At 42.8% G+C, this 22,912-nt stretch carries 23 protein-coding genes and 2 pseudogenes; 9 read left to right on the top strand and 16 right to left on the bottom strand.

What is annotated here, in order from left to right:
• Window positions 1-61: 61 nt before the first annotated feature.
• Window positions 62-889 (top strand): annotated as a pseudogene (locus ACZ07B_RS17995) (AraC family ligand binding domain-containing protein).
• A complete protein-coding gene (locus ACZ07B_RS17990; RefSeq protein ID WP_464877502.1) occupies window positions 886-1,806 on the top strand; it encodes a DMT family transporter in 921 nt (306 codons plus the stop codon). Before ACZ07B_RS17995 ends, ACZ07B_RS17990 begins: the two are co-directional and overlap by 4 nt.
• 259 nt (window positions 1,807-2,065) lie before the next feature.
• Here ACZ07B_RS17990 and ACZ07B_RS17985 read toward each other — a convergent pair whose 3' ends face one another.
• The 3 genes from ACZ07B_RS17985 to ACZ07B_RS17975 all read right to left on the bottom strand — a co-directional run bounded on the left by ACZ07B_RS17985 (window position 2,066) and on the right by ACZ07B_RS17975 (window position 4,570).
• On the bottom strand, window positions 2,066-3,316 hold the full coding sequence (locus ACZ07B_RS17985) for an MFS transporter (RefSeq protein WP_464877561.1): 1,251 nt from the start codon (window positions 3,314-3,316) through the stop codon (window positions 2,066-2,068).
• Window positions 3,313-4,230: a bifunctional helix-turn-helix transcriptional regulator/GNAT family N-acetyltransferase gene (locus ACZ07B_RS17980; RefSeq protein ID WP_076458346.1), complete on the bottom strand. Its 918-nt coding sequence runs from the start codon at window positions 4,228-4,230 to the stop codon at window positions 3,313-3,315. Before ACZ07B_RS17980 ends, ACZ07B_RS17985 begins: the two co-directional genes overlap by 4 nt.
• Window positions 4,231-4,321: 91 nt before the next feature.
• Window positions 4,322-4,570, bottom strand: a complete 249-nt coding sequence (locus ACZ07B_RS17975; RefSeq protein WP_015715167.1) for a YbeF family protein — start codon at window positions 4,568-4,570, stop codon at window positions 4,322-4,324.
• Between the two features lie 296 nt (window positions 4,571-4,866).
• Between ACZ07B_RS17975 and glpT the strand changes: the two genes are divergently transcribed.
• Together glpT and ACZ07B_RS17965 are read left to right on the top strand one after the other, a co-directional pair.
• Complete coding sequence (gene glpT, locus ACZ07B_RS17970) at window positions 4,867-6,201, top strand: glycerol-3-phosphate transporter (RefSeq protein ID WP_017694971.1); 1,335 nt, start codon at window positions 4,867-4,869, stop codon at window positions 6,199-6,201.
• Between the two features lie 98 nt (window positions 6,202-6,299).
• Window positions 6,300-7,181 (top strand): glycerophosphodiester phosphodiesterase, encoded by an 882-nt coding sequence (locus tag ACZ07B_RS17965; protein ID WP_464877501.1) that lies wholly within the window; start codon window positions 6,300-6,302, stop codon window positions 7,179-7,181.
• A gap of 46 nt (window positions 7,182-7,227) precedes the next feature.
• Here ACZ07B_RS17965 and ACZ07B_RS17960 read toward each other — a convergent pair whose 3' ends face one another.
• The gene (locus ACZ07B_RS17960) at window positions 7,228-8,847 is read right to left on the bottom strand and encodes an APC family permease (RefSeq protein WP_003246447.1); all 1,620 of its coding nucleotides are present in this window, start codon (window positions 8,845-8,847) and stop codon (window positions 7,228-7,230) included.
• 267 nt (window positions 8,848-9,114) lie between these two features.
• Between ACZ07B_RS17960 and ACZ07B_RS17955 the strand changes: the two genes are divergently transcribed.
• Window positions 9,115-9,375 (top strand): hypothetical protein, encoded by a 261-nt coding sequence (locus tag ACZ07B_RS17955; protein WP_003234883.1) that lies wholly within the window; start codon window positions 9,115-9,117, stop codon window positions 9,373-9,375.
• A gap of 40 nt (window positions 9,376-9,415) precedes the next feature.
• Here ACZ07B_RS17955 and cypC read toward each other — a convergent pair whose 3' ends face one another.
• Window positions 9,416-10,669 (bottom strand): fatty-acid peroxygenase, encoded by a 1,254-nt coding sequence (gene cypC, locus ACZ07B_RS17950; protein ID WP_086343388.1) that lies wholly within the window; start codon window positions 10,667-10,669, stop codon window positions 9,416-9,418.
• A gap of 172 nt (window positions 10,670-10,841) precedes the next feature.
• On the opposite strand from cypC, the gene blaOXA reads away from it, so the two are divergent.
• Window positions 10,842-11,645, top strand: coding sequence for a class D beta-lactamase (gene blaOXA, locus ACZ07B_RS17945; protein WP_326214284.1), 804 nt, complete (start codon window positions 10,842-10,844; stop codon window positions 11,643-11,645).
• Window positions 11,646-11,671: 26 nt separating this feature from the next.
• On the opposite strand, the gene ACZ07B_RS17940 is transcribed toward blaOXA, so the two are convergent.
• From ACZ07B_RS17940 to ACZ07B_RS17925, 4 genes are all read right to left on the bottom strand, one after another.
• A complete protein-coding gene (locus ACZ07B_RS17940) occupies window positions 11,672-11,863 on the bottom strand; it encodes a DUF5370 family protein (RefSeq protein ID WP_003234886.1) in 192 nt (63 codons plus the stop codon).
• Between the two features lie 16 nt (window positions 11,864-11,879).
• On the bottom strand, window positions 11,880-12,128 hold the full coding sequence (gene csgA, locus ACZ07B_RS17935) for a sigma-G-dependent sporulation-specific acid-soluble spore protein CsgA (RefSeq protein ID WP_024571599.1): 249 nt from the start codon (window positions 12,126-12,128) through the stop codon (window positions 11,880-11,882).
• 111 nt (window positions 12,129-12,239) lie between these two features.
• Window positions 12,240-13,628 (bottom strand): amino acid permease, encoded by a 1,389-nt coding sequence (locus ACZ07B_RS17930; RefSeq protein WP_015252942.1) that lies wholly within the window; start codon window positions 13,626-13,628, stop codon window positions 12,240-12,242.
• 317 nt (window positions 13,629-13,945) lie between these two features.
• Entirely contained in the window at window positions 13,946-15,130 is a 1,185-nt protein-coding gene (locus ACZ07B_RS17925) for a DUF4885 domain-containing protein (protein ID WP_217020533.1), read from the bottom strand.
• 131 nt (window positions 15,131-15,261) lie between these two features.
• Here ACZ07B_RS17925 and ACZ07B_RS17920 point away from each other — a divergent pair, with 131 nt between their 5' ends.
• Both ACZ07B_RS17920 and ACZ07B_RS17915 read left to right on the top strand, forming a co-directional pair.
• The gene (locus tag ACZ07B_RS17920) at window positions 15,262-16,119 is read left to right on the top strand and encodes a hypothetical protein (protein WP_024571601.1); all 858 of its coding nucleotides are present in this window, start codon (window positions 15,262-15,264) and stop codon (window positions 16,117-16,119) included.
• Window positions 16,120-16,204: 85 nt separating this feature from the next.
• Window positions 16,205-16,975 carry a serine/threonine protein kinase gene (locus tag ACZ07B_RS17915; RefSeq protein ID WP_124060146.1) on the top strand — a complete coding sequence of 257 codons (771 nt, stop codon included), beginning with the start codon at window positions 16,205-16,207 and terminating at the stop codon, window positions 16,973-16,975.
• Here ACZ07B_RS17915 and ACZ07B_RS17910 read toward each other — a convergent pair.
• From ACZ07B_RS17910 to ACZ07B_RS17895, 4 genes are read right to left on the bottom strand one after another with little or no spacing between them, the layout of a single operon-like run.
• Window positions 16,960-17,223 (bottom strand): hypothetical protein, encoded by a 264-nt coding sequence (locus ACZ07B_RS17910; RefSeq protein ID WP_024571603.1) that lies wholly within the window; start codon window positions 17,221-17,223, stop codon window positions 16,960-16,962. The two genes, ACZ07B_RS17915 and ACZ07B_RS17910, sit on opposite strands and share 16 nt — an antisense overlap.
• Window positions 17,224-17,280: 57 nt before the next feature.
• Window positions 17,281-18,267, bottom strand: coding sequence for a sensor histidine kinase (gene ybdK, locus ACZ07B_RS17905; RefSeq protein WP_217003269.1), 987 nt, complete (start codon window positions 18,265-18,267; stop codon window positions 17,281-17,283).
• Window positions 18,264-18,935 carry a two-component system response regulator YbdJ gene (ybdJ, locus tag ACZ07B_RS17900; protein WP_217003270.1) on the bottom strand — a complete coding sequence of 224 codons (672 nt, stop codon included), beginning with the start codon at window positions 18,933-18,935 and terminating at the stop codon, window positions 18,264-18,266. Before ybdJ ends, ybdK begins: the two co-directional genes overlap by 4 nt.
• A gap of 1 nt (window position 18,936) precedes the next feature.
• The gene (locus ACZ07B_RS17895) at window positions 18,937-19,914 is read right to left on the bottom strand and encodes an alpha/beta hydrolase (protein WP_217003271.1); all 978 of its coding nucleotides are present in this window, start codon (window positions 19,912-19,914) and stop codon (window positions 18,937-18,939) included.
• Window positions 19,915-20,035: 121 nt separating this feature from the next.
• Between ACZ07B_RS17895 and ACZ07B_RS17890 the strand changes: the two are divergent.
• Window positions 20,036-20,158, top strand: a pseudogene (locus tag ACZ07B_RS17890) (MerR family DNA-binding transcriptional regulator); the annotation flags it as partial.
• A gap of 150 nt (window positions 20,159-20,308) precedes the next feature.
• Here the strand turns inward: ACZ07B_RS17890 and ACZ07B_RS17885 are convergent.
• The 3 genes from ACZ07B_RS17885 to ACZ07B_RS17875 all read right to left on the bottom strand — a co-directional run bounded on the left by ACZ07B_RS17885 (window position 20,309) and on the right by ACZ07B_RS17875 (window position 22,465).
• Window positions 20,309-20,662, bottom strand: coding sequence for a hypothetical protein (locus ACZ07B_RS17885; RefSeq protein ID WP_095010790.1), 354 nt, complete (start codon window positions 20,660-20,662; stop codon window positions 20,309-20,311).
• 201 nt (window positions 20,663-20,863) lie between these two features.
• Window positions 20,864-22,036: an MFS transporter gene (locus tag ACZ07B_RS17880; RefSeq protein ID WP_406901828.1), complete on the bottom strand. Its 1,173-nt coding sequence runs from the start codon at window positions 22,034-22,036 to the stop codon at window positions 20,864-20,866.
• Between the two features lie 126 nt (window positions 22,037-22,162).
• Window positions 22,163-22,465, bottom strand: coding sequence for an ArsR/SmtB family transcription factor (locus ACZ07B_RS17875; RefSeq protein WP_003234907.1), 303 nt, complete (start codon window positions 22,463-22,465; stop codon window positions 22,163-22,165).
• Window positions 22,466-22,912: the final 447 nt, after the last annotated feature.

Raw genomic sequence — 22,912 nt, 5'->3', positions numbered from 1 at the left:
GAAATCCCCCTAAATCATGCTACACTTAATCCAAGACCACCACACCGACAGGAGGCATCCCATGCAAAACGAAACCCGCACACTGCAGCTTGACCCACACCTTCATATAGAAGCCTACCGTTTCAAGGGAATTATGCAAAAGTTCCCGAACCACTTTCACGATTAGTATGTGATTGGATTTATTGAAAAAGGGCAACGGTATCTGGCCTGTCAGGATCAAGAATATATCATCAATCCAGGTGATCTTCTCCTCTTTAACCCCCGTGACACGCATAGCTGTGAACAGATTGACGGCCGGACGCTTGATTATCGGTGTATCAATGTTATGCCGGATATCATGGAGAAGGCGGTGAAAGAGATTACTGGCTGCGGGCATCTCCCTTATTTCTCCCAGCATGTGTTATTCCGCCATGAGCTGACAGCCAGCCTGCAGGAATTGCATATTTTGATATCCGAGGAAAAACAAGCTTTGCGTAAAGAGGAGCTGTTTCTTCATCTATTAGAAGAGCTGATCCGCCGTTATTCAGATGTCACGTTCCTTAGCAGCGTTCCAGAACCATCAGACGAAGTCAAAATGGTTTGTGAATTTTTAGAAGAGCATTATGCCGAAAATGTCACACTCAATGATTTGAGTGAATTAACAGGCTGGAGCAAGTATCATTTATTGCGTTCATTTACAAAACAAAAAGGCATTACCCCTAATAGCTACATGGAAACAATCCGGATTAATCAAGCGAAAAAACTTCTTGAACAAGGGGTAAGGCCGATTGATGCGGCATTTCAGACAGGATTCAGCGATCAGAGCCATATGACGAAGTTTTTTAAACGGCAGGTGGGGCTGACGCCGAAGCAATACATGAAGATTTTTGAAAAGGAGCTTCACAGATGAACATACAAAGAGAAACTTCGGGGCATATCGCAGCCATTGTGACCATTCTGATTTGGGGGACGACCTTTATTTCGACAAAAGTTCTGCTGGCTGACTTCTCTCCAATGGAAATATTATTTTATCGGTTTTTGATGGGCTTTATCGCTCTTATCCTCGTCCGTCCCAACATGATTCCGTTCAGGAATTGGCGGCAGGAGCTGTTATTTGCCGGGGCTGGTTTATTTGGCGTAACCTTATACTTTCTATTAGAAAATATAGCTCTCACCTATACATACGCATCCAATGTCGGCATGATCGTGGCCATTATTCCGATGATCACTGCGGTGCTGGCCCATTTTCTGCTTGAAGGCGAAAAACTGCGGCTGACTTTTTTCATTGGATTTGGCTCGGCACTGATCGGGCTTTTATTGATTACGTTCAACGGCAATATCGTACTGCGTCTAAATCCGCTCGGAGACATCATGGCTGCCGGGGCTGCTCTCGTGTTTGGCGGATACTCGATATTCATGAAAAAATTAAGCGCTTACGAACACCACATCATCGAGCTGACACAGAGAGTATTTTTGTATGGTTTATTGTTTATGGTTCCCGCTTTATTTTTGTTCGACTTCCATTTTGACCTTAGCCGATTTTCATCTGCTTCAAATATACTCAACATGCTTTTCTTAGGGATTGGCGCTTCGGCCCTGTGCTTCGCCACTTGGAATTATTCAGTCGGCGTGCTCGGAGCCGTCAAATCCAGTGCTTATATATACATGGTCCCGGTTATCACAATCGCCGCCTCCGTCCTGATCCTGCATGAAAACATGACATGGATCGCTCTTCTAGGAGGCGCCCTTACGCTTTTAGGCCTCTACATCTCGGAGATGAAACCGAAAGCGAAGCTGTTGGAGAACGAATGTAAAATAGATGCTTAATGTCTAAATTACAGTTTATGGGTAGACGACAGACATCTCACGCTGCGTTACAAATCAACTATTGTGAAAATATGTTAAATAATCTCAACTTCCCAATAGATGTTTGAGGTTTTACGCTAATATAATCGTTCAGAACGCTTCAAACAAAATTCCGAAAACGCCCGCATAGTCGGTATGATCGACTTCATATTAGAACAAAAATACAAAAAAAGCATCTCTGAATAATCCCGAAATCAGAGATGCTTTCCCTTTGTCCTCATCACTTGTCTATCACAGCCGCACTGTCACGCGTAACCGCCGCTGGCTCCCTCAGCATCACATTCATTACGCTCGCAAGCACGAGCATTCCAATCGACAAATAAAAAGCCAGTGTATACTCACCCGTTACCGTGTAGATGACGCCGGGCACATACGCACCTAGTGCCGATCCGATCTGATGGGCGAGTGACAGCCAGCCAATCATGAGGCCGATCGAGTAGTTTTGAAAGTACTGGGTGGCGAGTATTTGAGTCGGTGCTACCGTTGCAAAGTCCACTAATCCAAACAAAATCGCAAAGGCTAAAAGCAAGTAGGGCTCGTGGCTGTAAATAAGAATCACGATCAACAGCGCCCGCACCGCATATAAAAAGCACAGGATTTTCCGGCTGCTCCACCGATCCGCTACAATTCCGGACAGCAAGATGCCAGCAATATTAAAGCCTGCCAGCAGACTGACAGCAGCACTCGTGACTGTCGTTGAAAAGCCATGATCATGAGAAAACGGAATCAAATGGGTATCCATCAGCCCCACGGTCGTAAAACCACAGATCAAAAACGGAAAAATCAAGAACCAGAATTGCCTCATACGAAACATCCCGGCCACTGAAAGAGCTGTTGTTTTGGGTGCTGTTTCTTTTTCTGATGCAGCCAGTCCGCCTATCGGCTCTGTATTCTTTTCTGAAGGATTGTTCCGCAGCATCAGCAGCGCAGCCGGAAAGACAATCAAGATTAACAGCAGTCCCAACACCACAACCGTCAGCTTCCAGCTAAACCAATGGATCAACATGAGTGAGCCGGGAACGAGAAGCATTTGCCCCGCGCCAAAGCCTGCTTCCATGATCCCAAAGGCTAGTCCCCGCTTTTTGCTGAACCAATTGACGACCAATACACTTGCCGCCACATTCGATGCTCCGCCCACTCCAAGCGAGACACCCAGCCCATAAAGCAAAAACAGCTCCCAAGGCGAAGTCACTAGGTATGTTAAGAAAATGCTGACTCCTGTCAGTAACGCACTCCATGCCAAAACAGCCCGGGCACCCCATTTGTCCACAAGCCGACCGATCACAGGCTGTGATATGCCATAAACAATAAAACTCATCGTCGAAATCAGCGAGATGGTGCTTCTATCCATTGAAAACTGCCGTTCCCACGGCTCCACAAACGCACCAAACGACAGCCGCACCCCCTGAACCGCCAATAAGATCAAGAAGGTGACGGAGACGATGACCCAAGCATAATGCAGTCTTTTCATGACAGCTCCAAATCCCACCGTTCTTCTGTCAGCTGCTGTCCCCATAATGGCGCTTCTTGTTTCACTTCACTTATCTTGAATCCAAATTTTTCATAGAGCGGACGAGCCTCAGCCATGGTACTCACCGTCCAAAGGAAAATGCGGTCAAACTTCATGTCTTGGCAGTATGCAACCAGATGCTCCAGCAATTGCGTGCCGAGCCCCCTGCCCCGAAAATCCGCATCAACCAGAAACCATCTGAGCTGGACTGTCTTTTCATCATGCTTGACCAACCCGACAGAGCCGGCAAATTTCCCGCCGCTTTCCGCAATCCATATTTTTTCGATGTCAGCGTCAAATGTCTCCTGAAGATAAGCTAAAAACGTGTCATCCCAACCGTGAGCCTCCGCGTAAAATTGTCTTTGTTTCTCAATAAGGAGTTGAAGATCCTCCGAAAGAAAATAATCTCTAATCGATATCTCTGATGATCTGGCAGAAAGCGACTGTGAAAGGATCGCTTCAATCTCTGCCATCGCCTCGGCAAGCTTGTGCTGCTCCTTTTGGTTGATTTCATTCAGCATCAGTTCTACTTGTTCGTTGGCTTTCTCCTCCAGCTTTTTATAAATCGTTTTTCCTGTTTCTGTGACAAAAATATAATGTTGGCGGGCGTCATCTTTGCTCCTCTGTTTATAGATCAAATCTTCTTTTTCAAACTGCTTCACAATCCTGCTGACATATCCCCGGTCAAGCCCCAGCTTATCCTGAAGAGCTTTTGCCGTACAATTAGGCGTATTATAAATCTCAAATAAAATCCGTGTTTCTGTTAAGGAAAACGGGCTGTCGTAAATGTGCTCATTAAGGAAACCAAGGACGTTTGTATAAAATCGATTGAACTTTCTGAATTTTAACCCGACAGATGATTCTCTTGTTTTCAAATCAATCCCCACTTTCTAATATCGTTGACTAAGGCAATTATAATCACATATAGTTGCTTTAGTCAACAATATATTAGAAAGTGAGGTCTTTTTAATTTCCTGATTCCTTCCTTTTCCTTACCACAATCAATGTGATATAGGATAAAGCCAGAGAAACCAAGCTATAGACAACAGCCCATCCCAAAAATGATTCATTAAAAATGGTAAAGGTGAGCACAAGAGAAATCACCAAACTAAGCATTGGCATCAGATACGGGTTTTTACAAATACAGGTCCCGACAATCGATAGCAGCATAATTCCTAACGGTAAAATAAAGAATGCGATATCTAATTCATCCACCTTTAAACAGCCTCCCTCCAGATTTTTATGTTACTAGTAAAAAAACATAACTGTATTTAGTAAAAGGATAATATTTACTTCCCTAAGGCCCAATTTGAAAATTACCCGTTTACATTCGCTCCGGACTATGATAATTTAAGAAAGCGCTATCATGATAAGTTAATAGCTTGGATGGAGATGAGGAGAGCCAGGAATCCAACCCCTTTTGACAAGGGGTGTTTTCTGGCTCTTTTTGTTTTTCGGGAAAGGAGGCACGCCACACATCCAGCACAAACAGCAAAGGGGGATAATTGTTAATGCTTAATATATTTAAACCGGCTCCTCACATTGAGAGACTGGATGATTCAAAGATGGATGCGGCATACAAACGGCTCAGGCTGCAAGTATTCATTGGTATTTTCATTGGCTATGCAGGCTACTACCTGCTGCGGAAAAACTTTGCCTTTGCCATTCCTTATCTGCAGGAACAGGGATTTTCGAAAACAGAACTGGGTTTGGTGCTGGCCGCTGTGTCCATTGCGTACGGCTTCAGCAAATTCATCATGGGAATGGTGTCTGACCGCTGTAATCCGAGATATTTTCTGGCGACAGGCCTATTTTTATCAGCAGTCGTTAATATTCTATTCGTTTCAATGCCTTGGGTGACTTCGAGCGTCACCATCATGTTTATTTTTATGTTTATCAACGGATGGTTTCAAGGAATGGGCTGGCCGCCATGCGGCAGGACGATGGCCCATTGGTTCTCTATAAGTGAACGCGGCACAAAAATGTCGATCTGGAATGTCGCCCATAACATAGGCGGCGGTATTCTTGCTCCGCTTGTCACTCTTGGGATCGCGATGTTCGTCACTTGGAAAAGCGTGTTTTTCTTCCCTGCCATCATCGCCATTATCATTTCATTTTTAATTGTTTTATTGGTTCGTGATACGCCTCAATCCTGCGGACTCCCGCCAATTGAAGAGTATCGGAATGACTATCCAAAACACGCTTTTAAAAATCAGGAAAAAGAATTAACAACAAAAGAAATTCTTTTTCAATATGTGCTGAACAACAAATTTCTTTGGTACATCGCTTTTGCCAATGTATTTGTTTATTTCGTGCGGTACGGCGTGGTTGACTGGGCGCCTACTTACTTAACAGAAGCCAAAGGCTTTTCTCCTGAAGACTCGCGCTGGTCATATTTTCTTTACGAATACGCAGGCATACCGGGGACGATCTTGTGCGGCTGGATCAGTGACCGATTCTTCAAAAGCCGCCGGGCACCGGCAGGCGTTTTGTTTATGGCGGGTGTTTTCATTGCCGTATTGGTGTACTGGCTGAATCCGGCCGGCAATCCGCTCGTAGACAATATCGCCTTGATCAGCATTGGCTTCTTAATCTACGGACCTGTTATGCTGATCGGCCTGCAAGCGATCGATCTAGCACCGAAAAAAGCGGCCGGAACTGCAGCCGGTTTGACCGGATTTTTCGGATACATCGGCGGATCCGCTTTCGCAAACGCCATTATGGGCTTTGTCGTTGACCGTTTTAATTGGAACGGCGGCTTTATCATGCTGATCTCTTCCTGCATTCTTGCCATCGTCTTCTTGGCTTTGACGTGGAATACAGGAAAACGGGCAGAGCATGTTTAAGAAAGACACATAAAAGATTAATAGTTTTCCAACACGCCGTTTACATCCGTTTTTTAATATGAAAGACAGGTAGTGCTTATCTATAAGGAGGAAAAATCATGAGAAAAAATAGAATACTGGCCTTGTTTGTTCTGTCGCTGGGCTTACTCTCATTTATGGTAACGCCAGTGTCGGCAGCGTCAAAAGGAAACCTGCTGTCACCTGACCGTATCCTGACCGTCGCGCACAGAGGGGCTTCTGGATATGTGCCTGAGCACACGATTCTGTCTTACGAAACCGCTCAGAAAATGAAAGCAGATTATATTGAATTAGATCTGCAAATGACAAAAGACGGGAAATTGATTGTCATGCACGATGAAAAACTGGACCGTACCACAAACGGAACGGGCTGGGTGAAAGACCATACGCTCGCAGACATTAAGAAGCTTGACGCCGGTTCTTGGTTTAATGAAGCCTATCCGGAAAAAGCAAAGCCGCAGTACGTCGGCCTTAAAGTTCCTACATTAGAAGAGGTATTAGACCGTTTCGGAAAGCACGCGAACTACTACATTGAAACAAAATCGCCTGACACCTACCCAGGTATGGAAGAAAAACTGATCGCTTCTTTGCAGAAACATAAATTACTGGGGAAGCATTCTAAGCCAGGCCAGGTGATCATTCAATCGTTCAGCAAAGAAAGCCTGGTAAAAGTCCATCAATTACAGCCAAACCTGCCGACCGTTCAATTGCTGGAAGCCAAACAAATGGCGTCAATGACAGATGCTGCCCTGGAAGAAATCAAAACATACGCTGTCGGTGTGGGCCCGGATTATAAAGCTTTAAATCAAGAAAACGTCCGTATGATCCGCAGCCACGGCCTCCTGCTTCACCCTTACACAGTCAATAATGAATCTGATATGCATCGCCTGCTTGATTGGGGCGTAACAGGAGTGTTCACCAACTATCCTGATCTTTTCCACAAAGTAAAAAAGAGTTATTAAAAGCAAAAAACCTTGCGACAACTATCGCAAGGTTTTCTTCTATATTTTATTCTTTTCCGGCAGCAGCTTCTGACTGTCCATTAAGCAGCTGAGAATTTATCTCTTTCGCATCCTTTAAGTATTCTGTCTGGTAGCCGCTCTTCAGCGCCCACACATAGAATACAAGTGATACCATCGCAATCAGAACCATATCCCAGCCATAATGAATGACATTCAGGCCGCCGAATTTATCACTGCCCAAATAAGAAATGACCATCATGGCCAGCAGATAAAACACCATCCAGACGCCGGCTTTAAAGTTCCGGCCAAACCCTTTCCATTTCGCCTTCGCCTGATAATAGAAATAAATCGGAAGACCGATCAGGATAATAAACAGAACCTGTCCTGTTAACGGCCAGCGCGCCCAATACAGCACCAGTGACGCAAAGATAAATCCAAGCGGCGCAATCACGTTTAAGCCTTTTAAACGAAGAGGCCTGTACAGGTCTTTCCCCGTCCGTCTCAATGTCATGACTGTGATCGGGCCGGTGATATAAGAAATTAAAGTAGCAACAGAAATAATTTCCGCTAATACGCCCCACCCTCTGAACAGGAACAAAAAGATGAACGAAACAATCAAGTTAAAGAACATTGCTTGTCGCGGAACGCCGTAAATCGGATGAAGCTTCCCGAATATACTCGGCATGTATTTGTTTTTTTCCATTCCGTAAATCATTCGGGACGTTGTCGCCGTATACGTAATCCCCGTTCCAGACGGTGATACAAATGCATCTGCATATAACACAATAACAAGCCAGTTAATATTCAGCGCAATCGCCAGATCAGCAAAAGGAGAATTAAAATTCAGATGGCTCCAGCCGTGAGCAATATCAGAAGGATTCACCGCTCCGATGAAGGCGATCTGCAGCAGGACATAAATCACTGTCGCAACGAAAAGAGAGCCAACAACCGCAATCGGAATTGATTTCCCCGGATTTTTTGCTTCACCCGCCATATTAATCGGGCTTTGGAAACCATTAAACGCAAAAACGATACCGGAAGTGGCAACCGCTGTCAGCACACTTGCCCAGCCATTCGGCGCAATGCTTTGACCACCAGTAAAGTTTTCTCCATGGAATCCGACAAACAGCAAAGCTCCAATCGTAAGACCCGGAATAATAATTTTAAAAATCGTAATTAATGAATTCGCTTTCGAAAATAGATTGACTGTCCAGTAGTTCAGCAGAAAATAAATGAGAAGCAATACAGAGGCAAATGCTAGTCCTTCCCCAGTCAGTGTTCCATTTTTCACCAAACCGCTTGTCCATTTCGCCCATTCCCAAGGCCAAGAACTCATATATTGAACGGAGGCCACCGCTTCAACCGGAATGACGGACACAATCGCAATCCAGTTGGCCCAGCCCGCAATAAAACCGATAAACGAACCATGTGAATATTGCGTATATTTTACCATTCCCCCCGCTTCAGGGAACATAGAACCTAGTTCACTATAAGAAAGAGCAATAAATAAAATGACGACCATTCCAATAACCCATGAAATAATAGCAGCTGGTCCTGCTATTTGAGCCGCACGCCAAGCCCCGAACAGCCAGCCTGAACCGATCATCGACCCGAGCCCGACCATCATGAGGGAAAACGTTCCCATTCTTCGATGCAATTGATTCATATCGTAAACACCTTTCATGTATGATGACATTCTCTTGCTAATTATATTATTATTCTGATTACTTTACTTTGTCAATATTTATCGAATTTTGACTGAAACTATAATAAGTCAATGTATATTACCTTCCAATACAGGAATGAAGTCACTAATTTCTTCTTAAATGGAATTTACTGTGAATTCCAATGATAAAAACACAATAGGTTTAGCTATTTCCAAAACGGGAATGATACAGGAAACACTATTCTTAAAATAGAAAGGAGTATCACCATGAAACAAAAGCTGTTACTTTCAGGTCTCGCTGTTTCAACTGTCGGCATCACTTCTTATCTATTAAAGGACCCGTCAAATCGCCAAAAGGCAAGAGAATTCATTCACAGCATGAAGATGAAAATAACAAAACAGCCAGACATGGAAACGTTCCCAGTTGATAAAGCCGGCCACCCGGACCCGCAAGATATCGAGGACAACAAAATGGTATCAGAAGGCTCCATGTATCCCGTCCAATACTACGATGAAAAAAAGAAGTAATCAAAAAGCTCTCTTCGATAAAGGAAGAGAGCTTTTTAATTTAACTTTTTCGTCTAATTCCGCTCATTACAAAGCCGCTTTCAGGCAATGACGGCATTCTGGCGAGACTGTAATGCAGTGATTGTTCCGGAACATCGTATTCAATCTGATGGACGAGGAAATCCAGGCTCGCTTTCATGACTTCAATTGTAATGCCTTCCCCTGGACAGCGGTGGCCTTTCTCGGCGTGCCCCCCGCCTTGAGGAATCATATCAAACGGATTTTCTTCCCGCTCCGCAAATCGTTCAGGCCGGAATTCATCGGGATGATCCCATAGACGAGGGTCGTGGTTCGTTCCATATACATCAAGCAGCACCGATGTGCCCTTCTTAAACTCACAGTTATTCCATACAAAATCTTTTTTGACAAGCGCCCCTAAAAACGGGCCGAACGGATAATATCTGCGGACCTCCTGCACAAACATTTCTCTTTCCTGGCTGTTTCCAGACCGCAGCCATTCCTTATATTTCGGATGCTCATGAAGCGCCAAAGCTGAAAACACCAGAAAGTAAGAAATGGCGACAATAGGCCGCAATACATTAATCAGCTCAATGGCTGCCATGCGGGAATCCAGCTGGCTTCCATCTTCTTGTGTGTGAAAAGCCATTTCATGCAGCGCTGTTCCAGGAGTCGTTTTCAGCAAGCCGGCACGAGCATCTTCAATCATGACTTCAATCCATTCTTCCGCACGTGGCCTTGCTCTTCTTCCCTTCCAATGACGCGGTCCCACAGCACCGAACGCGTCGACCATGTCAATGAAGTCATCCGCTCTCTCTTTGACTTCCGTTTCCTTCAACGGAACACCTGCCCAATAGCACGCTACCCGGCACAGGATTTCTTTTGCTTCTTCAAATAACACAACCTCATCTGCCTTCTCCCATCTTGTGACTGCTGCTCTCCACTCCTCTGTCATCAACTCAGCCAAACGTTTTTGATGCGGCGGTGTCATTAATGATAGAAAAAGCATCTTCCGATGGATATGCGCGCTGCCATCCATTCCCTGAATCGCATTAACACCAAACAGCGATTTCTGCACCCGCTTAGGCAAAGCGTTCTGCCGCTGGAACCGATCCGTATCATAAAACACCTTCGCCGCCTCAGCGCCAGTCATGCAAATAAAGTTTTTTCCCAACAAACGGGCCTGAAACAGATCTGAATTGTAGCGCTCTGTTCTGTTTTTAATAAATAAATACCCTTCCTTCAGCAGTGTCAGGCTGTTATCGAGACTTTTGTCATGTGGAATCTGCTCATTCATCCGCTTACCCTGCCTTCCTTTTTACCCTCTATTTTCACGTTATCTTCCGAACATAAACCCAGTAACAGTATTTGTTTACAAAACCAAATTTAAGCGCTTTTTGATTATTTTTTAAAGGAAGAACAAACGAAAGAGAGAAAAGGTAGTTAATCAAAACAAAGGGGAGAACAAAATGAAAAAATGGATATATGTTGTGCTTGTGCTGAGTATTGCAGGGATCGGCGGCTTCTCCGTCCACGCAGCATCATCTGCTCATGAAAAACACTTGAATGTCAGCAGAATGAATGTCGATGACGAATTCAAGGATACGGATGGAACCTTCATTCTTCACGATTTACAAAAGGATCAGACATTTGTCTATAACAGAAAACGGGCAAATCAAAGACAAACTCCGCAATCCACCTTTAAAGTCGTGAACGCTTTAATCGGCTTGCAGGTCAAAGCTGTAAGAGATGAATACGATGTTAAACGATGGGACGGGGTCAAGCGTGAATTCGAATCATGGAACCGCGACCATACGCTTGGCTCGGCCATGCGCGAATCCGCAATCTGGTATTATCAGGAATTAGCGAGAGATATCGGCGAGGAAAGGATGAAAACATGGCTTCATACACTATCTTACGGCAACGAGGATATCAGCGGGGGAATCGACCAGTTTTGGCTGCAAAGCTCGCTCACAATATCTCCGCTGGAACAAGCAACCTTTTTGGAGAACCTATTTAAAGAGGAGCTTCCATTTGACAAGCCGGTAATGAAAACCGTCAAGCGCATGATGATTCAAGAGGAAGGCGATCATTACACGCTCTACGGGAAAACCGGAACCCGCCTGACAGATATGGGATTAGGATGGTTTGTCGGATTCATCAAAACAGAGCATGGCTCTTATGTCTTTGTCACCAATGTCGATGATTCCGGCACAAAAGCCAAAAACATCACCGTGGATATCCTGAAAAAGTATGGCCTGATCACATCCTAAATAAAAGAGCCCTGCACGGCAGGGCTCTAAATCTCATGCTCAAAACAATAATGATTCACAAGCTCTTCAATCAAATCATGATCGGGATATTCCCCGTTAAATTCAAATTCGATTTCTTCCACAAATTCTCCTTGATGGTACACATGGATGGCTCCGTTTTGACGGACAACGCTAAACTCCGGCTGAAATGTATATCCGCTTCGTTCAATTGCTCCCATTTCTTACCCGCCTTTCTCAAAGCAGTAATTCATACACCTCGTTTAATTCCTTGGCCCGTTTTTGATCCTGTTCATTCTGGGCATACTTAATTTCTTTTTCTAATACATGGTTCAAAAAAGACATTTCATTATCATCTAAGTCTTTTACAAATTCCCCTTCATTTGCATAACGCTTCGCCAGCATCTTCTTGCAAATACGCTGGCAGACTTCATTTTCTAGATGATTCGAAAGTGATTCGCGCAAATAACCGAGTGTAACATCCATTTTATGAACACCTTTCCTTCTGCTATCTTTACCCTATAGCTTGCTAAAATAGGGAAAATCCATACGCGAAAAATAAAAAAAGAGACATCCGCGAATGTCTCTTTTTTATCGTTATTCAGCTGCTTGTTCGCTTTTTGTCAAATTGGCCTGCGTGCGTTTGCCAATCCCAAACACATAATAACTAATGACCACAAGCGCTAAGAAAATTACGCCTACAATCAGAGAGATACGAGTATCATCGTTAAACCACATGCCAACCAGAACCATCAGCAAGAAAGCAATCGTCAAATAGTTTGTAAAAGGAGCAAACGGCATTTTGAATGGATGTTTATCTAATGCAGCGCCCTTCGCTTTTCTGAATCCGATATGGCTGATCAAAATGATAAACCAAGGAATCATCCCTGGGAGCACGCTTGCGCTGTATACATAGACAAAGATCTTCGGCGGAGCGATATAGTTCAGCACAACACCGACAGCCAAACCGATCAGCACCGCAATTGTGCCATACAGCGGCACACCATTGCGTGAAATCTTCTTAAAGAATTTCGGTGCTTGTCCATTGACACCCAGTGTATACAGCATGCGGCCCGCGCTGAAAATACCGCTGTTACAGCCGGACATTGCAGCAGTAATCACGACAAAGTTAATAATGCCGGCCGCTGCCGTAATTCCAATTTTCGAGAACGTAGACACAAACGGACTTCCGAGTGAGTTGAGCTCATCCCAAGGATACACCGTCACGATCACAAAAATAGCACCAATGTAGAAAATCAAAATACGCCAGATAATACTTTGAATCGCATTTCTTAGCGTGTTTTGCGGGTCCTTCGCTTCACCCGCTGTAATCCCGATCAGCTCAACTCCTTGATAGGCCGCAATGACAAGAGACAGTGCAAAGAAGAAACCCGAGAAACCTCCTGCAAAGAAGCCCCCGTGAGACCACAGGTTTGACAAACCGATCGCATCTCCGCCGTTGCCAAAACCGAAGAAAATAATTCCGATTCCCGCAATAATCATCAAGATAATCGTCACGATTTTAATCATCGCAAACCAAAACTCAAATTCCCCAAACGACTTAACAGAAATTAAATTCGCCGCACCAAGAATCACCATTGCCACGATACCAGGTATCCAAGCAGGCAAATCCGGGAACCAATACTTCATATAAGAACCGACAGCGATAATTTCTGACATGCCGACGATAATCCACTGGAACCAGTTGCTCCATGCTGTTATATAACCTGCCATCGGATGAATATATTGATGGCCGAACGTCGCAAAAGAACCTGTGCTCGGCTCGACATACAGCATTTCACCCATCGCACGCATAATAAAAAAGATAAAAATTCCGCATATTGCATAAGCCAGAAGGACAGATGGGCCAGTCCATGAAATCGTGCTGGCAGAACCCATAAACAAGCCAACACCGATCGTACCGCCCAAGGCGATCATCTGAATATGGCGCGCACCCAGGCCCCTCTTTAATTCTTTATTTGCCACTCCTCTTCCTCCTCCTATCAAAATACTCATAAATGAGAAAACAGCAGACCTGCTTGCCTTCACATGAATCAGTGATAACAATCAGAAAATTCAAACTTAAAATTGTTATATAATCTCCTAAATTACTTATTTCATCATAATAAATTTCTCTGGAAAATACAATTGTTTTTTTCAGGTAAACACCTTTGTTCAGAGTTTTGAATCGTTCACTTCTTTTAAAATCTTTTATATAAAAATAATAAAATTGTTTGAATATTGAAATTAATACACCCCTTAGATTCTCATAAAAAATAAGCTGTTCTACATGAACAGCTTACTTAATAATTCACACCCGTTTGACGCTTTAATGCTTCAAGCCACCCGGTATCTCCGGTCCCATAGCTCTTGCTTTGTCCCACATCTCTCAGAGATCCATTGCTGTAATCAATTGATAGGATGAAATCCGGAATGGCATTATACCCGGCTTCCGCGATTTTACTGAGCTCTGAACGATAGTAAGATATAGCATAAGAAGCCGTTTGCTTCTGCACTGGATCTTTTTCAAGCTCTTCCTTATATACATCTATTAAGTCACGTCCCTCAGGCGTGACGTACCGTCCATCAATGACTTCTAAATCCTTCAATTGATAGCCTGTGACTTCGTACATCTCACGAGCTGCCTGATACTTTTGATAGGCCTCTTCGGAAAATTGTGTTGAATCACTGCTTTGGCTTTTCATGATGTGTAAAAATAGTTCTTTGCTGTTGTCTCCAGATTGCAGCACTTGCTCAATTTGCTTGATCAGATCCTGATCGTCTGTCCCGCTCACCCGCACCTGATAGTCAATCGGTGTGATTGTAAACGTCAGCTCTGTCCCCTCTGGAATATGAATATGGTTTCGATTCAACAGCACTTGCAGCTGCTGGTTAACCTGTCCCCGCTGATACACCTTTTCATTCTCAGCTTCCACTTCCCCATGAAATGTGACATTCCGAAACGCAGCATCCTGGAGGTTATAGTTTTGCGCCTTCCCTTTGAATAGCCATTCTGTTTCATTATCGTAAGCGGCCTGTCTTTCTGCAGCTGACAGATCACTTCTGAAATAAGGAGACTTTGAATTTTGGTACTTATCCTTAATATAGCCTAATGGATCAGACTTTGTTTTATTAATCGCATTCATCCTGCTGTATTTTTCATCTAGTATTTTGATTCTGATATCACTCTCAGATTCATAGGGGTTTTGGGATTGAATCACTGTTTCTTCCCCTGTGTCTGTCACTGTTCGATCATTCGCTGATTGATACACTTTGCTGAACGTCCCGCTGTTTCCCGACACGCTGGTTTTAGAATAATTGAACTGATTGATTCCCCCAGTTGAAGATTGTGACTTAAGCCTGCTGTATGCCTTTTCCAGAACTGCCGCTGGATTTTCAGTCGCATTCTCCCGTTTGGCAGGCGCATTCTTGCTCAATATGTTCTGTGCCATCAGCTGAGTGCGGATAAATTGCCGATTCAGACGCATTGAATTCCCTCCCGAGTATTCTCTCTTATTCTTTTTTATCGGCAAAGATAATGTATATATTAACCTCAAAAAACATTTATTTACACCTAAATCGTTATTATGTATGATGGAAATAAAAGGAGGTTGTTTGCATGGTGAAAAAATGGCTTATTCCATTCGCTGTTATGCTGTCTGTCTTATCTACCTTTACGTATTCGGCATCAGCTGTCGGAGTTACTGCTATCACAGGAAACAATTCATTTGATACCGCAATGCCGATCGGTTATTGGAAATATAAAAATATCGATACAACAATACTGGAAGCTGGTCAAGACGAAGCCTATTTCACTTTTACGGCTAATAAGGGAGAAAAAGTATACGTGAGGAGTACATACCAGAGCGCGTATACAGGGATGAAAATTGAAATTTATGATAAGAATAGAATACCTGTTTCTCAAGGGACAGAAGTCATTAACCCTAATACGTTTTCTTCTTTTATTTATGCAAATGCAGACGCCCAAAACACGACAGATACCTTTTATGTGAAAGTGTCACGAGGCACCTATACCGGAAACATGTATTTTACACTTTCAATTGAAGACCGAATCAAATCAGGCAGCGGAACGTTCCAATTCAGCGGCGTTGCTGAAAATAAAGGAAATACAAGCCTTAGCCCCTCAGGTTCTGACTCCAGCGTGATCAAGGTTGATTTAACAAACCAATCTGGGATACCGCGTGATGCCATTGTAACCAGAGTTCAGACAACCGCCACTCAAACACCAAGCCAGGGAAATACACGCCACCTGATCATGACGAGCGAAAACAACGAATGGCGCCGTGCTCTTGTAAACAGCTCGACTTCAGGGTCTTATGATATCTCTTTGTCAGATCAACTCAGTGTGGCAAAGGTATGGAGTTTTAAATATAATACATTAGCGACAGCCAGATCGACGATGAGCAACGTAAAAGCAAAAATAGATTATGAATACGACGTGACAAAGCAGTTTTAACTTATACCGAGCCGGTTATCCGGCTCTTTTTTATTCTCAGTCTAGAAGGTAAACTATAGTCAGTACAACCAAGGGAAGTGCAGACATGGCATTAAAACTTCTAAAAAAACTGCTATTTGACCGCCCTCTAAAGAACGGCGTTATCTTAAATCATCAATACAAAATCGAAGAGTGCCTCGGTATGGGAGGCTACGGTTTGGTTTATTTGTGCACCGATATCCTAGCTCAAACACCTTATGTCTTAAAACAGCTTCGGCCGACAAAAGCGAAAAAGGAAAAAGAAAAAGTCCGGTTCCAGCAGGAAATAAAACTTCTCAAAAGCATTCACCACCCGCAAATTCCGGGCTTCATAGATGAGTTCATCATAGACGGACAGGCTTATTATGTCATGCAGTTCATTGAGGGAGAGAATATAGAAGAATTATTATTTTTTCGAAAACAGCCGTTCACAGAGCTTATGGCATTACAACTGATTTCGCAGCTGCTTGAGATTATAGAATACCTGCATGATCGCCTTATCTTCCACAGCGACATCAGAACGCCTAATATCATCATCAATGACGGCAGGCTCTGCCTCATCGATTTCGGCCTTGCCAAACAATTGACTCCTGAAGAAATGGAGGAAATAAAGGTACGAAAACAGGATGACTTCTTCGATCTCGGAGAAACGCTGTTATTCCTGCTGTACTCTCAATATAAAGGAAAAAAGAAGAAAAACGGCACTTGGCTGGAGGAATTAACACTGACAAAGGAAGTAACCTTGCTGCTGAAAAGATTATTGGGCATTGAGGAAGAGTATCAGCACACCGCTTCCATTCGCGAGGATCTAAACCGGGCCATTCAATCGGTCACATAAAAAAACCCTTGTCCCAAAAGCGGAACAAGAACTTTTTTTGGATTAACTGCTGCTGTAGCTCCGGCGTTTGTAACGATGACTGCCGCCATAACGGTCGTAGTGTCTTCTTTTGCCCGAACTGCTGCTGTAGCTGCGATAATGTCTGCGCCGACTGCTGCTGTAATGCCGGTGTCTGCGATATCGGTCACTAGAACTGCTTGAGAGGTACTTAATCGTTTTGATGATTTTTTTAAACATATGCTGTTCACCCCATTTCTTTCTCCTATTATATAAATTTTATAGGAGAAAGAAAAACATCAGCGGGGTCACTCTTTTGAAAACAAGAACCCCGTTCCGTTATCATTTGTATGCAGCTCATAAGTAATCGCAAGCAGCCTGCATGTATCCTCAATAATCTTTAACCCAAGTCCCTCACTGCTCTCATTCCGATCAAATCCAATACCGTCATCACGAATAAAAACATCGCCATGTTCAATCGTGACTTCCATCTTTTCAGCTTTTGAATGCTTTAACGTATTTTGAAAAATATTATCAAACAGCCTTTGCATCCATAACGCGTTGCTCATCCATATCACATCTTGATCTGCCGGCTTATAGTGCAGCTCAATCCCACTCATACTGTATAAATAATCCCACTTTTTCACCGCTGTTTCTAATAGCTCGTTTAGACGCACTTCTTCATTTACAATATAAGAGCTTTCCAGCGTCTCAGCGGAATATAGATTGAATTCATTGGTTAATTCCGAGATATATTCGATTTGCTGATACAATGATTCGAATACAGCCTGACCATGACATTGGTCTTCCAAATAAAATAACTGCAGCCTGAGAGCCGTTAAAGGTGTATTAATGTCATGCCGCAGTTTTTGCAAAAGCTCCTTTTTGATTTCCTCTTGCTGTCTCAGCTCCAGTTCACGATATGTCGTCCGTTCAATTAACAAATTGACCGACTTGATCAGTTCCCCGATTTCATCCGCACGCTTCACTTCAATTTTATCGGGCACCCTTTGATCACTCGCCAAATGCCGAATGGTTTTATTTAATAGATTGATTTTATGCAACAGAGAATGAATCGACTTTGAAAATAAAAAAGCTAACAATAAGAGCGATATCAAAAATACAACGATCATTGCCGGGTACGCAAACGACCTGTGAAAGGGCATACCATGATTCATCGTTTTAAACATGCTGTCATAAATCACAGACATCAAAACACTGACCGCCAGCAATAGCATCGGAACACTAATGACGGCCGTAAACAATAACAACTGATATTTTGTCTTGAGCTTCATTTCTTCACAACGGTATTCAGCCGATACCCTTCTCCATATATATTTTCAATCATCTCACCCGCTTGATCATTGATTTTAGCTCTGATTTTTTTAATATGCACATTGACAATATTCGGGTTTCTATCTTCGAGCTGCCATAGATATTCAAAGAAATGTTCCTTTGTCAGGATACTGTCTCTATTTTCATATAAATAAAAGAAAATTTTCCGCTCAATCGCAGTAAATAATACCTCATCATGCAGGCTTTCATTGAACACTTTTTTCGTTACTGCATCAATATACAAATGTTTGATTTGCGTAAAGGTGCCATAATGATGCTCAAGCATATTCCGCATTCTTAATAGCAGCTCTCTCGGATCAAAGGGCTTTACCATATAATCCTCGCCGATCTGCAAACCTTGAAGTTTGCTGTCCATGTCATTACGGGCCGAAAGAAAAATAACCGGAATGCCCAGCCCCAGCTCTTTGATTTTTGCAGTCATTTGATACCCGTCTTCACCCGGCAGCATCACATCCATAATGACCAAATCCACCTTCTGAATCACCGAAAGCACATCCGCTCCATCTGTTTTCCATATCACACGATATCCCTCACGCTGCAAAATCTTTTGCAGCAAATCACCAATCATCACATCGTCTTCAACGATTAAAATATGATAACCCTTCATCCTAGCGAACCTTTCTCATAAACTCCATGGACAGTTTATATATTTGATCAGGCTGATATAAATAAATACTGTGTGTTCCCCTCAGTTCCTTTATATCGGCAGTATTGAATTGAGCCGCAAACGCTTTATAGTCTTTTCTGTTTTGTATAGCATACTTTGAATGTCTATTTTGGTCAGAGACCGCATCTAAAATCAAGACGGGAGTTTCCTTTGGCGCCGGCAGATTCACAGATTTGCTGCCGTTTTGGTAAGACTGTAAAAGCTCATGCTCCATATCTGCATTAAAAAATTGCTTAAAGTTAATGGCTTTATAGATTTCTTTTTCTTCATCAGTTAAAAACGACTGCCGAATCACCTCAGGATTATATACAGCGGAAGGTATAAACCGATGAAAACCAATCGAGGTTAACAGGTGGAACCCTCTCACTTTCAATCTGTCAACTCCGCTCAATTTATACGTGACGTACTGCTGGGGCAATCCAATATCCATCGCAATAATGGCCTTGATTTCCTTAGGATATTTCTGTGCCCAATACATCGCTTCAATCCCGGATATCGAATGAGGCATTAAAATATAAGGAGGCTTATTTCCGCTTTTCATAAGCGCTTTCCTCGTCTGTTCCAATACCGTATCAATATCTCTGTCATCGTGAGACACTTCACTGTATCCATAACCTGCCCGATCTACAACAGCAATCTTGCTTTCTTTTGAAAACTTGCTGTACAGCCCCTTCATTTCATAAGCAGGCGCAGCAATCCCCGAACCGGACATAAACACAAACGTATCCTTCCCGCTTCCCTCTTGATACACATTCATCTTTTTCCCATCAACATCGACTACTGCGCCTTTACCTTTCAGCAGTGCCGCCTCCTTATTTAGCTGGTAATGGTGATAAATAAATACCGAGACGGATACAAGCAAAACCAAAGCAGCCAAGCTGACAAAAACAATTTTGAGGACTTTCCATAATGTTTTCATATGATGCTCCTTTCACTTGATACTGAAAGGATACAATATGAAAATAAATTTCTGATTAACTTTGGAACAGTTTTATTTTCACATTTAACTTTGCCCTTACGGAAAGGTGTACATTTGGAGCATGGAGGTGATCACTCGGCTATCGATCGGCGAATTTTCAAAGATATGCAAAGTATCAACAAAAACACTGCGATACTATGATGAAATCGGACTCTCCACCCAGAAGACATTAATCCTGAAATGGATATCGGAAGGTCTATCCGCAAAGTCCGAGAATTTCTTATACGCAGCCTTCTCCAAGGAGAACGACATTGAGAAGGCTACCGCTTATATCAATCTTTCACAAAACATAATTCAGGGGTATTTAATATTTAATCTATTTATTCCTATTTATTCACACAACAAAGTCACCACAAAGCTTTTTCTCTTCTTCCTGCTCGATAAACAGATAATTTTCAGGACGGCCCAAAACAGAAAAAAGCGCCAAAAGCAACTTCCATCCTCGAAGTGGACTTCCGCATCTAAACTTCAACACTTCTCCTTCCGCTAAAGTAAACCTCAAAGTTGGGCTTGTACACCAAGCAATCTTCACTTGAATAACATGCTCACCAGGCGGTAAATCAATTCGCAGCCTCCCTCCATCTTTGATATTTCCCATCTCAGCCCCATCAATTAGCACTGAATACTCTCTCATTTTGTTGATGTACTGCGATGTCCTGCTCATTTCAATGTACGTCTTTTGATTCACGATGACACATCCTCAAAGTAATGATCTTACAGGCGAGAAGCGCTAGAACCCTTCCGCCATACCGTTATTTCTCTTCCTAGTATATTATAACTTGCCGTGTTTCAGCTCTCCGTCGGCAAAAATCCCTTTTCAGTGTGCCTTCTACTTGAGCTTATAAAAAACACCCGCTTGTATAACGAGCGGATGTTAGATCTTTCGAAATTATTGATTGATATCTTTTAACGTCTGTTTCGGTTGTGAATGAAAAATCGTCAATGATGTAATAATGGCAATCATAACCCCTAACGCACCAACCCAGGTAATCGAGGCCAATGATACGTTTTCCACAAAAACCCCTCCTATACCTGCGCCGATTGCCATGGCAAATTGCATCATTGACTGATTCATGCTAAGCAAAACACCTGACATTTCCGGTTCTATTGTAGCCAGGTGAAATTGCTGTGTCGGACCGGTAGACCATGCGGCAAACGACCATAATATGAGAATCACCAACACTCCGATATAGGAATGAGTAACAAGTGACAGAAGAATCAGTGTGACGATATGCAACGTCATCCCGCCAACGAGTGTAAAGGACACTCCCCATTTATCGGTGCTATATCCCCCAAACTTTGATCCAACCAAACTGGCAATTCCAAATATAAGCAAAACACCACTGAGCAGCTTGCCATTTATACCTGAGATGTTCAAGAGATACGGTGACAAATAAGTGTAAGCAACAGAATATCCCCCGAGCCAGAAGAAAGTGATTGATAATCCCATAGCCACTTTCCGTTTTTTGAAAAGAGCAAGCTGTTGAAGCAAAGGCACAGGCTTATCCCCTTCAGTATGCGGAAGAGTAAAGAAAATAACGACCATTGCGATCAATCCCAACAAAGCAATTGCTCCAAATACAGACTTCCAGCCTAATGCTACTGCTATCATTCTTCCAAGCGGAACACCAATGATTAAAGAAGCGGTAAATCCCATCACGACCGTAGCGATGGCACTTCCCTGCTTCCCTTCCGATGCAATCTTAGAGGCAATCGTTAATGCGGTGACAACCACCACACCTGCTCCCATCGCCATAATGATCCGCGCTGCAATAAACCATCCATAACCAGGCAGTACAAAAGCCAGGACATTACCGAACACAAACAAACCTAGGGCATACATCATCAATTTGCGTCTATCCATACTTGCTGTCAACGCCATAAGTACGGGTGTAGAAAGAGCATATACAAGTGAGAAAATGGTAATAAGCTGGCCCGCGGCAGCTAAAGTGATCCCGAGAGTATGAGCAATTTGATCCAAAATTCCGGAAATGATGTACTCTGAGGTTCCAACTAAAAAGCTGACAATGGCTAAAATATAAATTTTCCAAGTGTTAGACATAAAACATTCACTCCTTAATTATTAATAAACATATCACGAATTATCGATATGTTATTATAAAAAATAAACACATCGTAATATGTCGATATGTATGGTGTAAAAATAAACATCTTTTGATGTTTATTTTTATATCTCTGTTTTAAGAAAGTCAGCAAGTTTCCCAATGGCTTCTTCATCTCTTTTGTAATATGTGTACTTTCCAATACGCTCCGCCTTAATCAAGCCGGCTCTTAAAAGGATGGTAAGATATTGAGAAGCTGTCGATTGCGTCATTTTCAATTTGTCTGTTATTTGACTGACACATACCCCGATTGTGTTCATATCAATCCCTTCATGGGGTGCAAAATGACGATCGGGCTCCTTCAGCCATTGTAAAATTTGCAGCCTTGATTCATTTGATAAGGCTTTGAATACTTCAATTGGTTCCATATGGATTATTATATCGTTATATTCCGATATGTCAATCCGTTTTTTGGATATATTTAATTAAAGCTAATTCCGTGAAATGAAACTGAAGACAGCATATCAATTTTGTTCACCTCTTAAATTTATCATCAAGCTTTACGAAATTGGTCTCATAATCATGTCACTAAACACTTGGGGGAACCCGGCAGGTGACAAGGATGTTTTCAATTAAAATGAATTTAATATTGTTCAAGTGACTAATCACCAGCATCAAATTTAGATGTAAAAAACATCCGCTCATAACAACAGCGGATGTTAGATCTTTCGACAGGAATAACAAGTCAGTATACTATGAATTGACATCTCTTTATGTCCGCTTAGGATATGAATAAAAGTTATCAATGATGCCATAATTGTAAAACAAAAGAAGCGGCAGTTCATTATGTTCAATTCACAACAGATTCCATACCG

This window comes from Bacillus sp. 9.4 (assembly GCF_055486415.1).
This window is presented reverse-complemented; position numbering and strand designations above follow the sequence as displayed.

Coding starts and splice junctions, on each gene's coding strand:
- ACZ07B_RS17925 (WP_217020533.1), bottom strand. CDS start 15,130: ATGCGTCTGAATCGGCAATTTATCCGCACTCAGCTGATGGCACAGAAC.
- csgA (WP_024571599.1), bottom strand. CDS start 12,128: ATGGATGTTACACTCGGTTATTTGCGCGAATCACTTTCGAATCATCTA.
- ACZ07B_RS17965 (WP_464877501.1), top strand. CDS start 6,300: ATGAGAAAAAATAGAATACTGGCCTTGTTTGTTCTGTCGCTGGGCTTA.
- ybdJ (WP_217003270.1), bottom strand. CDS start 18,935: ATGAAGGGTTATCATATTTTAATCGTTGAAGACGATGTGATGATTGGT.
- ACZ07B_RS17915 (WP_124060146.1), top strand. CDS start 16,205: ATGGCATTAAAACTTCTAAAAAAACTGCTATTTGACCGCCCTCTAAAG.
- ACZ07B_RS17985 (WP_464877561.1), bottom strand. CDS start 3,316: ATGAAAAGACTGCATTATGCTTGGGTCATCGTCTCCGTCACCTTCTTG.
- ACZ07B_RS17875 (WP_003234907.1), bottom strand. CDS start 22,465: ATGGAACCAATTGAAGTATTCAAAGCCTTATCAAATGAATCAAGGCTG.
- cypC (WP_086343388.1), bottom strand. CDS start 10,669: ATGAATGAGCAGATTCCACATGACAAAAGTCTCGATAACAGCCTGACA.
- ACZ07B_RS17990 (WP_464877502.1), top strand. CDS start 886: ATGAACATACAAAGAGAAACTTCGGGGCATATCGCAGCCATTGTGACC.
- glpT (WP_017694971.1), top strand. CDS start 4,867: ATGCTTAATATATTTAAACCGGCTCCTCACATTGAGAGACTGGATGAT.
- ACZ07B_RS17895 (WP_217003271.1), bottom strand. CDS start 19,914: ATGAAAACATTATGGAAAGTCCTCAAAATTGTTTTTGTCAGCTTGGCT.
- ybdK (WP_217003269.1), bottom strand. CDS start 18,267: ATGAAGCTCAAGACAAAATATCAGTTGTTATTGTTTACGGCCGTCATT.
- ACZ07B_RS17940 (WP_003234886.1), bottom strand. CDS start 11,863: ATGGGAGCAATTGAACGAAGCGGATATACATTTCAGCCGGAGTTTAGC.
- ACZ07B_RS17880 (WP_406901828.1), bottom strand. CDS start 22,036: ATGTCTAACACTTGGAAAATTTATATTTTAGCCATTGTCAGCTTTTTA.
- ACZ07B_RS17920 (WP_024571601.1), top strand. CDS start 15,262: ATGGTGAAAAAATGGCTTATTCCATTCGCTGTTATGCTGTCTGTCTTA.
- blaOXA (WP_326214284.1), top strand. CDS start 10,842: ATGAAAAAATGGATATATGTTGTGCTTGTGCTGAGTATTGCAGGGATC.
- ACZ07B_RS17955 (WP_003234883.1), top strand. CDS start 9,115: ATGAAACAAAAGCTGTTACTTTCAGGTCTCGCTGTTTCAACTGTCGGC.
- ACZ07B_RS17960 (WP_003246447.1), bottom strand. CDS start 8,847: ATGAATCAATTGCATCGAAGAATGGGAACGTTTTCCCTCATGATGGTC.